This is a genomic window from Kineobactrum salinum, assembly GCF_010669285.1.
GTDB classification, from domain to species: Bacteria; Pseudomonadota; Gammaproteobacteria; order Pseudomonadales; family Halieaceae; genus Kineobactrum; species Kineobactrum salinum.
Genome location: NZ_CP048711.1, coordinates 1,322,662 through 1,337,763, shown reverse-complemented (window position 1 = coordinate 1,337,763; position 15,102 = coordinate 1,322,662). Strand labels below are relative to the sequence as shown.

10 protein-coding genes are annotated in these 15,102 nt (G+C 59.2%); 5 read left to right on the top strand and 5 right to left on the bottom strand.

The window, feature by feature from the left end:
- The first annotated feature begins 125 nt into the window (after nt 1–125).
- Entirely contained in the window at nt 126–2,765 is a 2,640-nt protein-coding gene (locus G3T16_RS22405) for a LuxR C-terminal-related transcriptional regulator (RefSeq protein ID WP_163494206.1), read from the top strand.
- Nucleotides 2,766–2,775: 10 nt separating this feature from the next.
- On the opposite strand, the gene G3T16_RS05655 is transcribed toward G3T16_RS22405, so the two are convergent.
- From G3T16_RS05655 to G3T16_RS05645, 3 genes are all read right to left on the bottom strand, one after another.
- Entirely contained in the window at nt 2,776–4,971 is a 2,196-nt protein-coding gene (locus G3T16_RS05655) for a malate synthase G (RefSeq protein ID WP_163494205.1), read from the bottom strand.
- Nucleotides 4,968–6,152, bottom strand: coding sequence for a M20 family metallopeptidase (locus tag G3T16_RS05650; RefSeq protein WP_163494204.1), 1,185 nt, complete (start codon nt 6,150–6,152; stop codon nt 4,968–4,970). Before G3T16_RS05650 ends, G3T16_RS05655 begins: the two co-directional genes overlap by 4 nt.
- A 78-nt stretch (nt 6,153–6,230) precedes the next feature.
- On the bottom strand, nt 6,231–6,647 hold the full coding sequence (locus tag G3T16_RS05645; protein WP_163494203.1) for a nuclear transport factor 2 family protein: 417 nt from the start codon (nt 6,645–6,647) through the stop codon (nt 6,231–6,233).
- A gap of 193 nt (nt 6,648–6,840) precedes the next feature.
- On the opposite strand from G3T16_RS05645, the gene G3T16_RS05640 reads away from it, so the two are divergent.
- The 4 genes from G3T16_RS05640 to G3T16_RS05625 all read left to right on the top strand — a co-directional run bounded on the left by G3T16_RS05640 (nt 6,841) and on the right by G3T16_RS05625 (nt 12,585).
- Nucleotides 6,841–7,188 carry an EthD family reductase gene (locus tag G3T16_RS05640; protein ID WP_163494202.1) on the top strand — a complete coding sequence of 116 codons (348 nt, stop codon included), beginning with the start codon at nt 6,841–6,843 and terminating at the stop codon, nt 7,186–7,188.
- Nucleotides 7,185–8,612, top strand: coding sequence for an aldehyde dehydrogenase family protein (locus tag G3T16_RS05635; protein ID WP_163494201.1), 1,428 nt, complete (start codon nt 7,185–7,187; stop codon nt 8,610–8,612). Before G3T16_RS05640 ends, G3T16_RS05635 begins: the two co-directional genes overlap by 4 nt.
- A gap of 70 nt (nt 8,613–8,682) precedes the next feature.
- Nucleotides 8,683–9,966: a 3-phosphoshikimate 1-carboxyvinyltransferase gene (gene aroA / locus G3T16_RS05630; protein ID WP_163494200.1), complete on the top strand. Its 1,284-nt coding sequence runs from the start codon at nt 8,683–8,685 to the stop codon at nt 9,964–9,966.
- 204 nt (nt 9,967–10,170) lie between these two features.
- Nucleotides 10,171–12,585 carry a TonB-dependent receptor gene (locus G3T16_RS05625; protein ID WP_163494199.1) on the top strand — a complete coding sequence of 805 codons (2,415 nt, stop codon included), beginning with the start codon at nt 10,171–10,173 and terminating at the stop codon, nt 12,583–12,585.
- Nucleotides 12,586–12,792: 207 nt separating this feature from the next.
- Here the strand turns inward: G3T16_RS05625 and G3T16_RS05620 are convergent, their stop codons facing one another.
- Together G3T16_RS05620 and G3T16_RS05615 are read right to left on the bottom strand one after the other, a co-directional pair.
- Nucleotides 12,793–13,653: an MBL fold metallo-hydrolase gene (locus tag G3T16_RS05620; RefSeq protein WP_163494198.1), complete on the bottom strand. Its 861-nt coding sequence runs from the start codon at nt 13,651–13,653 to the stop codon at nt 12,793–12,795.
- Between the two features lie 272 nt (nt 13,654–13,925).
- Nucleotides 13,926–14,957: a hypothetical protein gene (locus G3T16_RS05615; RefSeq protein ID WP_163494197.1), complete on the bottom strand. Its 1,032-nt coding sequence runs from the start codon at nt 14,955–14,957 to the stop codon at nt 13,926–13,928.
- Nucleotides 14,958–15,102 lie beyond the last annotated feature (145 nt).

Below are 15,102 nucleotides of genomic sequence, written 5' to 3'. Positions count from 1 at the left end.
GATTGGACGGGCAGACCCATCCAAACGTATGGGGGCGTGGTGGCAGGTATGCTAAAGTGGTTTCGCAACGTCCCTGCGCGGCAAGGACAGGCTTGCTGCCCGTGTTAAAGAGAAGAGAGGCGTCCATGGCCCAGATAGTCAGGTTGCCTGCAACCGCCGATACCCGGCGCACTCCGGCGAAGCAGTCCGGCTCCCGGGATTTCCTCGCGCGCCCCCGGCTGATCGCTGCGCTGGAAGAGCACCAGCCGGCCCTGATGCTCTTGCTCCATGCACCTGCCGGCTACGGCAAAACCGTGCTGCTGCGGCAGTACCAGGCGTACCTGACCGCTGCCGGCGCCGACGTCTGCTGGCTGACGCTTTCCGAGGCTGATCGAGACGACAATCATCTTGGCGAACGACTGTGCGCGTCCGTGCCGTGCATCAGTGGCGATACTCTGTCCGGTAGGGCGAGGGCTGGTCTCGAGAATGACTGCTTTGTCGTGCTCGATAATGTCGAGCGGATTGTCGGATCTGCCGGGGAAAAGCTGCTCCTGGGACTGCTTGAGCAAAAGTGGCCGGGACTTCATCTGCTATTGGCCTCCCGTACCCAGCCCCACTTCGGTGTCGTGCGCTGGCAACTGACCGGGGACCTTGTGATCGTGAATGCCGGCAGTCTCTGCTTCGATCCCGAGGAGCTGGCCGCCTGCCTTGCCGACAAGCGGCTCGCCTTGCCGAAGGCCGCCATCGGGGCCCTGTACCGCGTCAGCGGCGGTTGGCCCGCGGCCATCAGGGTCGCAGTCATGGGGCTGCAGCAGGATGGCGCCGACATCGACCGCCTGCTCGAGGCGGACCCATATTCCTGGCGTCAGCTGCACCGGTATATCGGCGATGAAATTCTGGCTGCAATTACGGATGATCTTCGGACCTTCGCGCTGGATATTGCTCCGCTTGGGCGGGTGACGGCCGAGTTTGCCGGGGAACTGACTGCCAGGCAGAACGCCGGTGCTCTGCTTGGCGTACTTGAGGAGCTGGGCCTGCTCGTGCAGGAAGACTGTGCGCTGCTTCATCTGTGGTACCGCTTTCATCCTCTGCTGAGCAAGTTTTTGGAAGGTCTGCTGAAGAAGGAAAATCCCGCGCGTTTGGTCGAGGTTCACCGCGCCGCCGTGGCCTGGAATCGGCAATCCGGCCGCCTGAGCGATGCGGTGCGCCATGCCTTTGCCGCCGGTGATACTTCGACCGCCGCGGAGCTGCTTGAACAGGCGAGTTGGGAGCGCCGCCGGCACGGCAGGGCAACCCCTGTTGCCGAATGGTCGGATCAGTTGCCCGATGAGGCTTATGACAAGCACCCGCTGCTGCGGACGGAAGCGGCGTGCTCCTTTGCGACCAGCTTTGCCCTTGAAGCGGCACGCATGCACGCCAATTCGATACGCAAGCAATTTTCCGACCTGGACCCGATCATCCGTGAAGATCTGTTTGCCGTTGATACCCTGATCAAAATCTATGCCGACCAACCGGAGGATCTCGTCGAGGTTGCCGAACGGGGGCTGCGCGACTGTGTGGTGCGCGACCCCTATACCACGGGAACCCTGCATCTGGCGTCTGCGATCGGCCTGATCGCGCGCAGCAAGCTCGACAAGGCCCGCCGCGCTGTCCTGGAGGCCAGGATTGACAACGAGCGGGCCGAGAACGCGTTTGGCGTGGCGGTTTCTCACATGCTGCTGGGGTTGGTGCATGCAGTTGAGGGTAACCTGTCGGGGGCAGTGCAAGCCTGGCAGCTCGCAGATGAGGTAATCCAGCCGGCGACGGAGCTGGGCCTGGTGGACAAGATTGCCATCGGCTACCTGCCCGAGGCCCTCTATGAATGGAACAGGCCGGAGGAAGCCAGGGAATATCTGGGCCGCTGCCTCGATTCTCCGGCCGAAATCATGCTGCCGGACATGCTGGCGAGCACCTACCTGGCCGCGGCGCGCATTGCCGCCCTTGAAGGGGTCGACCAGGCCTTCGCGACGCTCGACGCCGCCGAGGCGCTGGCGGCAGCCAGGAACTGGCCGCGCTTCCTGCACATCATCAACTGGGAGAGGGTGCGCCTCGCCTTGCAGACGAAGCGTTTTGACGACGCCAGGCGGTTCCGGGCAAAGGTGGTCGGCAAGCCGGACTTCGTGGAGCAACCCGGTATCATGAGCCATGCAATGGAGCTCGATGCCGATCTGATCGGGGAGCTGCGCTATGCAAGCCTGGTGTCCCCCAATCCGGCCATCATTTCGCGCTTGCGGTCGGCAGTCACGCAGGCTGTGGGTCAGGGCCGCAAGTGGCGGGCGACCAGGCTTCTGATTATCGAGGCAGTTTGCCGGAAGGCGCTTGGCGATCAGAACGCGGCCTTGCGGGCCATGCGCAGCGCGCTCAAATATGGCTCCGAAGGCAACATGATCCGCAGTTTTGTCGATGAAGGGCCTCTGGCTATGGGGCTCGTTCGGCAGATCCACGATATGAAGGACAGTGGTACGGACGATATCCGGCGCGATTATCTCAACCAGCTTCTGCAGGCCGGCGGCAGCCAGCTGCCGGCAATGGAAGAGGAGCCGGTCGTCTGTGAGCAGCTGTCCGAACGCGAGCTGGAGATTCTGAAGCTGATCTACGACGGTGGCTCCAATGCCGATATCGCCCGGCGCCTGTTCATTTCCGAGAACACGGTCAAGTGGCACCTCCAGCACGTCTATTCGAAGCTGGGGGTGAAGAACCGGACCGCCGCCGTGGCCGCCGCGCGGGTCTTCAACCTGATCGGCTAGAGCTGCGCGGCTAATCGGGCCTGGCCCGGTCCCCTGTTTTGGCCAGCCGTCGCGCCGGCTGCAAGATCAACTCGGTGTAACCGTTGGGCTGTTCGCGGCCCTTGAAAACAAGGTCTGTCGCAGCCTGAAAGGCCAGGCTATTCGTGAGGTTGGGCGTCATGGGCCGGTAATGGGGCTCGCCGGCATTCTGGCGGTCGACTATTGCCGCCACCCTGTTGAGCGCCGTCCGCACCTGGGCTTCGCTGCAGATGCCATGGTGGAGCCAGTTGGCAACGTGCTGGCTGGAAATGCGCAGGGTCGCCCGGTCTTCCATCAGACCGACATCGTTGATGTCCGGTACGGTCGAGCAGCCGATTCCCTGATCGATCCAGCGAACCACATAGCCGAGAATACCCTGAAGATTATTGACGAGCTCTCGTTCTATTGTCTCGGGGTCCAGGGTATCGTTGCCGAGTAGCGGCATCCGGAACAGCTCTTCAACCGCCGGTACGGGATGGCTCATCAGTGTGTTGCGCGCTGCGCCCACGTCGACCGCATGATAGTGCAGGGCATGCACAACCGCTGCTACAGGGGAGGGAACCCACGCACAACTGGCGCCGGCTGTTGGATGCGCCTGCTTGCTGGCGAGCATCTGGGCCATGGCCACTGGTTGCGGCCACATGCCCTTGCCGATCTGAGCCCTGCCATGAAAGCCGCAGGCAAGACCGATGGCAACATTGCGCCGTTCATAGGCGTCAAGCCACGGCTCGGCTTTGATCGCCTCCTTCGGCAACACGGCCCCGGCCTCCATGTCTGTATGAATTTCGTCTCCGGTGCGGTCCAGAAACCCGGTGTTGATGAAGACGATACGGTCTTTCACGGCACGGATGCATTCCTTCAGATTGGCGGAGGTGCGCCGTTCTTCATCCATGACGCCTATCTTGAGGCTGTTCACCGGCAGCCCGAACAGTATCTCGATGCGGGCAAACAGGCTCTCCGCGAGAGCAACCTCCTCGGGGCCGTGCATCTTGGGTTTGACGATGTACAGGCTGCCGTGGCGCCCGTTCTCGAGGCCGCCGTGACCCTTGAGGTTGGGCAGTGCGCCCAGGGTGGTAATGAAGGCGTCCACGAAGCCCTCGGGTACCTCGCATCCGTTCTGGTCAAGGACACAATCGGTTGTGGTCAAGTGACCGACATTGCGCACCATCATCAGGCTTCGGCCCTTGAGGGTCAGAGCATTGCCGTCGGCGCCAAGATAGACCCTGTCTGGATTGAGCCGCCGGTGAACGACTTCCCCGTCCCTGGAGAACCGGGCTTCCAGGGTGCCGTCCATCAATCTGGCCCAGTTGCGGTAGGCGTTGACCTTGTCGCTGGCGTCAACCGTGGCCACCGCATCCTCCAGATCCTGGATGACTGTTAGAGCAGCTTCGAGCACGACATCACGAATACCGGCGTGCGACCGGCGCCCTACCGGATGGCTCCGGTCGATCTGGATTTCGATATGCAGGCCGTGGTGGACAAAAAGCAAAGTCGTAGGGGATTCGCTGGAGCCAAGATAGCCGCAAAACTGGGAGGGGTCCCGCAGCGGTACTGCCTGCTCCCCGCATATGGCCTGCAGCGACAAGCGACCGCGCCCCTCCGCTGTCAGCCGGTAGTTGCTGACCTCGCGGTGGCTGCCTTTTGCGAGCGGTATTGCCCGATCAAGAAAATTGCTGGCGTAGGCCATGACCTTCCCGCCGCGCTCCGGATTGTAGCCCCTGGTGGCATGTGCGTCCTCCTGTGGGATGATGTCGGTCCCGTAGAGCGCGTCATACAGGCTGCCCCAGCGGGCATTGGCGGCATTGATGGCAAAGCGAGCGTTGGTAACCGGCACGACCAGTTGAGGGCCGGCAAGCGTGGCGATTTCCTCGTCTACATGCGAGACCCCGATGGTGAAATCCGGTCCTTCGGGGACCAGGTAGCCGATCTCCTCAAGAAACGCCCTGTAGGCTTTAATGTCGAACTCCCGGCCCCGGTTGGATCGGTGCCACTGATCTATCGCCGTCTGTAATTGCTGCCGCTTTTCAAGCAGGCTCTGGTTGCGGGAAGCGAGATCGCGGATGATGGTGTGAAAACCGCTCCACAGAGCGCTTGCAGACAGGTCTGTGTAGGGCAATAGATGGCGGTTGACGAAGCTGTAGAGCGGCTCGGATACGCCAAGGCCGCCGATATCGACATGACTTTTCATGCGCCATCCCCCGACCGCTCTCGGACCGCGGACGACGGGGCGCTGCGCCCGCACCAGCGCTCGGCGATGATAGTGTAGATTTCCTGCGCTTCCTCGATTCGGTGGACAAAACAATATTCGTCGGTTTCATGCATGGTTGCGGGTTCGCCGGGACCGAGGATAAGGACAGGGCAGTGGTAATGTTGGTGGAAGACGGATGCGTCGGTGAAAAAGGGTAGGCCCTGGGGCGTTCCTTGTGTCGTATTCCCCAATACCTCCCGCAGCGCGCTTAATGCCAGGACGGTGAAGGGGGCGTCGAGCGGCGTCGAGATCGCTGGCATGTCGGTAAAGGTCTCAAGTTCCACGTCCTGGCCAAGGCAGGCCGCAAGATCGTCGAGAAAACACTGGTGTTCCTTCATGGCGTTGGTGCGGATATCGATGGTGAAGGAGGCCTGGTCGGGCACAGAATTCACGTTGAGGCCGCCGGAGACCATGCCAACATTAATGGTTGGACTGCCGAGCACCGGATGCGCTTGATCGGTAAAACCGTAATTTTCGATTTTGGCAATGGCGCGCGACGCCTTGTAGATTGCGTTTACACCCCGGTCGGGGCACGAGGAATGTGCTGTAACGCCCGATGTTTTTGCACTGATGAACAGGGCGCCCTTGTGGGCGGTGGAAACTATGTTGGCAGTAGGTTCACCTACGATCATGGCGCTGGCTCTCCCAAGAAGAGCGGCGCCTTCCCTGACCAGGTGCAGGGCGCCGGCGCACCCGGTTTCCTCTCCGCTGGTGAGGATGATGGTCATGCCCCGGCGGGGACGGCCACCGGTCAATGCGGCCAGTCTCAGGCCGGCACCGATCATCGCGGCAACGCCGCTTTTCATATCGGATGCGCCACGGCCGTAAAGCCTGCCATCGGCCATTTCGGCGGCGAAGGGGGGGTAGGACCATTGGGCGGCGCCGAGCGGAACGGTATCCAGATGGCCGCTCAGTACGAGCGGCTCGGCATCCGCGTCGGACCCGGCGAGTGTGGCGACCACGTTCATGCGGTTGCTACCGAAAGTTTGCCGCTCCACATGAAACCCAGCGTCCTCCAGCGTCCGGGCGGTAAAGTCGCCGCAGGCCGCTTCTTCGCCCGGCGGATTGGTGGTGTCAAAACGGATCAGGTCCTTCGTATAGTCGATAACGTCAAACATCATTGTGTGTCCTTTTTCCTTCGCGAATGCGTGAGACTGGCGGCGCTTTCGACCACCCCCGGTGTTGCCAACGGCAGCATTTCAGAACATGCCGTTGCTGTTGACGGCCGTGGCGGGCACGTCCTGGATGACGTCCCAATGTTCCACCATCCGCCCGTCCTCGAAGCGAAAGATCTCGACGATGGCCTTGCCGAGTGGGTCATCGGCGCCGAACCGATAATGGCAATGCGCCACCGTATGGTTGCCATCTGCGAACACGCGTTTGACCTCGATGGAGTAGCCGGGACAATCGCGATCAAATGTCCTCACGAGTTCCAGCAAGGTTTCAAGGCCGTCAGCGAGGCCGGGGCTGTGCTGGATATACTTGTCGGGGTTGATGTAGTTGGCAATTTCCCGCCGTTTTTGCTCGAAGGAAATATCGGCGCTGAACAATAATTCGAGGGCGGCCTTGGTCGCCACCTTTTGCTGCGTAGTTTGTCGAGTGGCTGGGGTTGTCATGTGGGGCTTCTCCCGGTCGCGATAGTTTGAATGTGGAGCCTGTCTCGCGAGTGGGTTTTTGGCGCCGTGAAAAAGTATGGACGTCGTATCGGCCGGGAGTTTCGGAGCACACATACTTTCAGGTGGGGACCGCCAGATGCGGGCGTGTCATCCTGAGGCTGAAGTGCTCGGAACGCAGTGACAGAGGAAGCCCATGTTCAAGCTGACAATCGTGTATCCCGTAACGCCGGAGGGTGTTTTCGATTTCGATTACTATCTCGACAGGCATATGCCGCTATCGCTCACTCGGCAGGGGGCGGCGCTGAAATCGGTTCTGGTAGAAAAGGGGTATGACGGCAGTATGCCAGGTGTCTCGCTGGCCTACGTGGCGATCTGCCATTTCACCTACGACAGCCAGGAGACGTTCCTCGATGCCTTCCTGCCACATGCGGAGGAGTTGCAGGGCGATATCGCCAACTATACCAATATCACCCCGGTCATTCAGTTCAGTACGGTTGTGCTCGATCAAGTGGACGTATCTCGGGTGGGGGCACAGCCATGAACCACAGCGAAGAGTTCTATATCGGCGGTGCCTGGGTTCGGCCGGTGGGGCAGACCCTGTGCGATGTCGTGAACCCGGCAACCGAACAGGTGACTGGCCAGGTGGCACTCGGAGCCGCGGAAGATATCGACCGGGCGGTTACAGCGGCTCGCAACGCCTTTCCAGCCTGGAGCCTCAGCAGCCGGGCTGACAGGCTGACGCTTCTCAGCCAGATACTCGAGGAGTACATGCGCCGGTACGATGACATGGTCGAGGCGATCACCCTTGAGATGGGAGCACCGAGGCGAATTTCGCGGGACGTCCAGGCGGCCATGGGTCGTACCCATCTCTCCACGGCGCTCGAGGTGCTTCGTGATTATCGGTTCGCGTGGGACCGTGGAACCACCAGAATCGAGAAGGAGCCGATCGGTGTGTGCGGTTTGATCACGCCCTGGAACTGGCCGATCAACCAGGTGGCAAGCAAGGTGGTCCCGGCGCTGGCCACAGGGTGTACCATGGTGTTGAAGCCGTCTGAGATAGCGCCTTTCTCCAGCTTGATCTGGGCCGAGATCCTGGATGCGGCCGGCACGCCGGCAGGCGTCTTCAACCTGGTCAACGGTGATGGACCGGGGGCCGGTGCTGCCCTCAGCCGGCATGACGAGGTCGATATGGTGTCGTTTACCGGCTCAACCCGTGCCGGTGTCGAGGTGGCGAGGAATGCGGCGCCGACCGTCAAGCGGGTTCACCAGGAACTGGGCGGCAAATCCGCCAATATCCTGCTGGCGGATGTGGATCTGGAGCGTGCGATTGGCCACTGCATTCGCGCCGTGACGCTGAACTCTGGACAGAACTGCAATGCGCCGACCAGGCTCCTGGTGCCGGTGGAGCATTTGCCCGAGGTGGAGCGGATCGCCGGGCAAATGATCGAAACGGTTAGTGTGGGTCACCCGGACGGCGATGTCGAAATGGGGCCGGTGGTATCGGCGCGGCAATGGCGGTCTATCCAGGACCTGATCGAAAGCGGTATCGAGGAGGGGGCGCACCTCCTCTGCGGTGGGCCCGGACGGCCGGAGGGGCTCGAAACCGGCTTTTATGTCAGGCCGACCGTGTTCAGCCGTGCGACCGAGCGGATGAGAATTGCCCGCGACGAGATATTCGGTCCGGTCTTGACCATCCTGTCATACGACACACTGGAAGACGCGATCGAGATGGCCAACGACACACCCTATGGCCTGGCGAGCTATGTCTCCGGCCGCGATCAGGCCGCGGTACATGCCGTTGCGGCGCGGATGCGATCCGGGCAAGTCGTACTCAACGGGGCACCGGCCGATCCGATGGCACCGTTTGGTGGTTACAAACAATCAGGTAACGGGCGGGAATGGGGAGATTTCGCCTTTGACGAATTCCTTGAAGTCAAAGCCATCCTCGGTTTTCGTCCGGTGTGAAAAAATATACCCCACCCTGCTTGCAGACAGGTTTCTTGTCGGGAAGCCTCCACTCAAATTACGGACCACTATGAACAGCCTGACACTGCCACTGCTGAAGCGGGCCCGGGGTGATGTTGGCATCCCTGGCTCCAAAAGCCTGTCCAATCGCATTCTGCTCTTGAGCGCATTGGCCGAAGGCACTACGACTATCACCAATCTGCTGGTAAGCGACGATACTCGTCACATGCTGGACGCGCTGAGGGCGCTGGGCGTTGACTGCCGTCTGAGCGATGAGGGCACCCGTTGTGAAGTCACCGGTCGCGGCGGCCCGTTGGCACGCGGCCAGGCTGTCAGCCTCTTTCTCGGTAACGCTGGCACTGTCATGCGTCCTCTGACTGCCGCACTCTGTGTCGGCAATGGCATCTTCGAGATGACCGGTGAACCGCGTATGGCCGAACGACCCATCGGCGATTTGATTGATGCACTGAAGCTCCTGGGCGCCCGGGTGGAATACCTCGATCATGAAGGCTTCCCGCCGCTGAGGATCCAGGCGGGTAACCTGAAGGGCGGCACCATCGGCATTGAGGGCGGTACTTCCAGCCAGTTTCTGACCGCTCTGCTGATGATTGCTCCGTTGCTGAACGAGGATCTCTCGATAGAAGTCAGGGGCGAGCTGGTGTCCAATCCTTACGTTGCAATCACGCTGGCTGTGATGCGTCGGTTCGGTGTCGAGGTCAGCCGGGAACATTCCCGATCGTTCCAGATAAAGGGCGGGCTGCGCTACCGCAGCCCGGGTGAGATTCAAGTGGAGGGGGATGCCTCCAGTGCCAGCTATTTCCTGGCGGCTGGCGCCATCGGGGGTGGACCGGTGCGGGTGCATGGCACCGGTACGGCTTCAGTGCAGGGGGATGCCCGCTTCGCCGAAGTGCTGGAGATGATGGGCGCCAAGGTGACCTGGAGCAGGGATTGGGTCGAAGTAAGCAATCAGGGCGCATTGCAAGCCGTCGATGTCGACCTGAATCACATTCCGGACGCGGCCATGACCATCGCTACCACGGCCCTGTTCGCGGAAGGAACCACCCGCATCCGCAATATCTACAACTGGAGAGTGAAGGAAACGGACCGGCTTGGCGCCATGGCGACGGAATTGCGCAAGCTGGGAGCCGAGGTCGACGAAGGCGAAGACTGCATCACTATAACGCCCCCGGCCAAGCTGCGTCCGGCGACTATCGATACCTACAATGATCACCGGATGGCCATGTGCTTCTCGCTGGCGGCCTTCGGGGATGCCGAGATCACAATCAACGATCCAGATTGCACTTCCAAGACCTTTCCGGATTACTTCGACCGCTTTGCCAGTATTACGGGATAGGCACGGCAGTGTTGAGTATCCCGACACCCGTTTGCCAGTATGAAGACACGTAACCCTGTCCATCTCCCCAAAAAGATGCCAAATTCTCCATGCGTTCCACCTGTACCGGGATCTCGACCTGCACACCATGCCATTTTTCCAGATCTATACTTTCGAATAGTCCAATAATCGGCGCGAAAAGGTCTTATTGATGGAACAACTCGTATGTATCTGGGGGAGCAAGAAATGAGCAACTGCGCGATCACCAAGGGACCAAACATGTGGACCGCCCGTATCATTCTGACAGGGGTACTGGCTGCAACAGGGAGCGTTTTTGCACGTGCCCAGGTTCTGGATGAAATCATAGTGACGGCCCAAAAACGGGAACAAGGTGTCAACGATGTCGGCATGTCGATAAATACCTTGAGCGGTGACGATTTGGCGGGCAAGAGAATTACCGATCCACAGGACTTGAGCCGTATCATCCCGGGCTTTACGTATACCGTCTCCCAGTTTGATTTTCCCACGTATACTTTACGGGGAGTTGGTTTCTACGATTCGAGCCTAACCGCCTCCCCGACGGTAAGTGTGTATGTTGATCAGGTTCCTCTTCCTTATCCCGCAATGACGCGCGGGGCCATTTTCGACCTGGAACGCCTGGAAGTGCTGAAGGGCCCGCAAGGGACCCTGTTTGGCCAAAACTCGACGGGCGGGGCGATCAACTATATCGCGGCCAAGCCGACTGATGATTTTAGTGCGGGAATCACCTTCAACTATGGACGCTTTGATGTGCGGGAAACTGAGGCCTTTGCAAGTGGGCCTCTTGGGAGCAGGGCCAAGGCGAGATTTGCGATAAAAACGACACAGGGTGACGGCTGGCAAAAAAGTGCGACCCGCCCCGGGGATAGACTGGGGGAGAAAGATTTCACCACCGCTCGCCTGATCTTCGAAGCTCAACCTGCAGACACCTTGCGCTTATCCTTCAACCTGAATGGCTGGGTAGACAGATCCGATACGCAAGCGCCGCAACTACGTGAAGTTATTCCCGTTGTAGCAACGCTGCCTGTGCCACCAGACGTGCAGGTGCTGCCGTCGTTCTCACCGAGGATTGCCGATTGGACGGCGAATGAGGCGTTTCAACGTGACAATGAGTTTTACCAGGTCTCCCTGCGTGCGGATTGGGATCTGTCCTCGCATGTGACAATGACCTCCATCAGCGCCTACCAGGAATATGACCAATATGCGGTGATTGATGGTGATGGTTCGCCGGCAGTGAATTTACACACCGTTCCAAACGGGGAAATCCAGTCCTTTTCCCAGGAATTGCGCTTTGAAGGGCAATGGTTGGATGACCGCTTGAACTGGTTGGTGGGTGGCAATTATCAAAGTGACGAGGGCCATGATAACCAGCTGATTTTGCTGGCGGAATCGACAGGTGCTGTTACGCCGTTTGGTTCCTTTGCAAGTGTGATAAATGATGCAAACACGGACGTCACCAATTGGGCGGGTTTCGCCAATCTGGAGTATGCCGTCAATGACATATGGTCGTTGAACGCAGGAATTCGATACACACATACCAAGCACATCTACGATGCGTGTTCCCTTGACAGTGGCGCAGGTGATCTAGCGGCGATATTTCAGGCCATTCAGGAGTTTGCCCTGGGTGTTCCAGTGACGGCGACAGTTGGAGACTGCGTTACATTGCGGGATGATCCGGAGGCGGGCAGCCTGTTCCTCACGACGGGGCGCTATCCCGACAGGTTGACGGAAGACAATGTGTCGTGGCGAGTCGGTGTTAATGTGCAGCCTTTTGAAGACGACACCCTGTTCTATGCAAATATCAGCCAGGGTTTCAAGTCGGGAAGTTTTCCGACGGTTTCCGCCCAGTTGGCAACACAGCTTTCTCCCGCGAAGCAGGAAAAGCTTCTTGCATACGAAACTGGTTTCAAGATGCCTTTCGCGAATCGCAGAGCGCAATTAAACGGGGCATTTTTCTACTATGACTACACCGACAAGCAATTGAGGGGCCGCATCCAAACCTTCTTCGGCCAGCTCGAAAAACTTGTGAATATTCCCGAGTCTCGGATTTGGGGAAGTGAGATCCAGCTGCGCTGGAAGCCGGTAGAGGGGCTTGCCCTGAGTGCGAACGCGTCCTATACGAACTCAAAAATTGGAAGTAACCCCGATGGCTCGTCATACCTGGCTTTTCCGCAGAGGACACACGGGCCGGTGCCGGTGACAGGTGAATCCTTTCCGTTCGCACCGGAATGGACGCTGTCGGCCGATACTGAATACCGGTGGAGCCTGAATGCCAACTGGGAAGCCTTCGTCGGTGCGGCGCTAGCCTTTCAGAGCCGGACCAAGGGCGGCCTTGAAAGTGCGGACCCTGACAAGCCAGAAGATGTATCAGCTGCCGCTACCGTCACCTATAATGATCCGCTGTTGATTATTCCAACTCACACCCTTCTGGATTTGCGTGCAGGCGTGGAATCGTTTGATGGTCGCTGGACGGCTTCGGTCTGGGGTAAAAACGTCACCAATGAGTATTATCTGGTTAACGCGCTGAAAACTCAGGACACACTGGTGCGCTATTCAGGATTACCGGTATCGTACGGTTTGACAGTCAGTTTCCGCTTCTAGGGTCCTGATTATAAAAATCCGGTTTCCTCTTTCCGGTCGGGCAGGAAGTGAACTTCCTGTCCGCGGATGCCCGATAGGCGTGCAATTCATGGGGAGGTTTGGAGAGGAGGCGCTATTGCTTCGGCTCGCGTTTACCCCGGAGGATTCCTGTGCCTGGTTCAACAAAACATCTCGGATGATGGGAGGCACCCTGGATTACCAGGCGTCTCATTCATCAGTTTCAAACTTGAAGGCCATTCCCTCTCGGCAGACCTGGCCGGAAGTTGGCGTCCGGAAATGGGACCCAAGCACAAGTACTTTCTCGTCAGCCATATTTGCAAACTGTTCCCGGCGGGTTTGAGTCGACAGGTCCGGGTCATCATCAAAATCATGGCTCCATTCCGGGTGTGCGAATTGACAGGGGTGATGAACGAAATCTCCGGTAATAATCGCTTTTTTACCTCCGGACTCAATCATCACGCTGATATGACCTTCAGTATGGCCAAGGGTAGGAGTGAAATAGACCTCAGGACACAATTTATGATTATCGTCTACTGTATCGACAAGGCCAGCGTCCAGGACGGGCTTGACGGAATCAAGGAAGACCAGTCGATGAATTTCGTCAGTCTCCTGTTCTTCCCAGCGTCGCATTTCCCGGGCACCAATGAGATATCTGGCATTCGGGAAGGTTGGTACCCACTGGTTCCCGGATTTCATGGTATTCCAGCCGACATGATCGAGGTGAAGGTGTGTACAGATAACGTAGTCGATGGAGGTTCGATCCATCCCTGCTTCAGTCAATCTGGACAAATAGGGAGAGTCAAGATGATCCAGCTGCGGAATTCCGCGTTCTTTGTCTGCCCCCAGGCAGGTATCGACGATGATTTTGTAATCAGGGGTTTCAAGCAAGAAACCATGGAAACTCATTAATAGCTGGCCATCAGTGTCTATAAAGTAAGGCGCCAGCCATTCAATTCCCTTTACGGCACTGGGTGTTGCCATCGGCAGGCCGCTTTCAGGACCGAATGAAGCATTTTCCAGTTCTAAAAGCCTCGTTACTTTCACATCTCCAATCTGCCAGCTCAGCATTGATCGTCCCCTCACGTAATTATGATCGTGAAGGTTAAGTATTGGCGCATAAGAACTCGCCATACTTTACTACGGTTGAAACGGTGCCAGGCAAGAGCAAGGCGGCCCCGCGGCTTCCTCGTCACCGCGGCCTCCATCCTCAACGGGGTCAAAACAGGCTTCAACCGTCTTCTCGGCAATGCGTTTGATGAAGCGCTGCAAGGATTCTGTTCCAGTATCAGTTGGCGCTGGTTAGCTACGAAGCGCCGATCCGGGGAGAGACTGCCAGGGGTTCAAGCCTGCAGGCGCCTGCGCCGCATTAACCCAACCAGCAAGATCAGGGCGGCCAGCAGGGCAATACCGAACAGCGGCACTGCCGGCACCGGGAGGGGAGAGGGCTCGGGCTCAGGCGGTATGATCTCCAGGGCCTCAATCGTCACGCTGCCAACGCCCGAGCCGGCAAGTGCCGTCAACAGGTTCTCGGCGGACGCCGCGGCAAAGCTGCCGCCGCCACCGGCTACCCGGCCACCGTCGCCACCCGAGTAGCCACCGCCGCCACCGCCGCCACAACTGCCAGTGCCGGAGCCGCCACCGCCAAAGCCACCCTCGGCCGAGCCGCCAACACCGCCACCAAGAACACCGTTGGCCCAGGACAGGGCAGCCGTGGCAAATCCGTCGACGGCACCATTGCCGAAGAAGCCCGCACCAGCCGAGCCCCAGCTAGAGGCGGACACGGTGCCACCCAGGCCCTCGTCAACATTCTTGACGGTGCAGGCGGAGGTAGTGTCACCGCCCGAGCCAATGATGCCGAAGGTGGTTAGCGAGGCATCACAGCCATTTTGGCCCACGACTGCGCGGGTGCCACCGCCACCGCCAGCGACCAACAGGGGCTCTTCCGTCGGGCCGACCACAAAGCTGCCACCACCGCCACCACCATTGCAGCCGTTCTCCAGACCCACCTGTCCTACTGCCACCTGCAGCACGGTACCCGTGTCCAGGGAAAAGTCAGCCTGCAGGCTGGCGCCCGACCCGCCAACAAAGCCGGCGTCACCTGAAGTACCCTGCGCACCTACTGCGGTAATGCGATAGGTTCCGTTCGCAGGCACCGTCCAACTTTGGATCCCACCGGAGACGGACACCTCGCCCTCCAGCAGAGTGCCGGCGTACGCCGTATCACACTCGGTCTGTAGCGGCCCCTCGGCGCCGGTTGCGGAACAACTTGTAAACTCCCAGGTTTGGGCGCCTGCATTACCAGCCGCCAAGCTGGCGGCAAGCACCACCCACGTCACACCGGCGCAATATTTCATCAGTCCCAACAGATTCATCCCCGTCGCCAAAATTCCCGATCTGAACCATTTGCCAATAGATTTATCCGGAAAGGCGGAATGGCTCATTGTCCTGAAGTATGTTTCGATATTGGTCCGAGCCGATAGGGAAGCAAAAATGCGGGACGCTGGTCTGTACGCCATC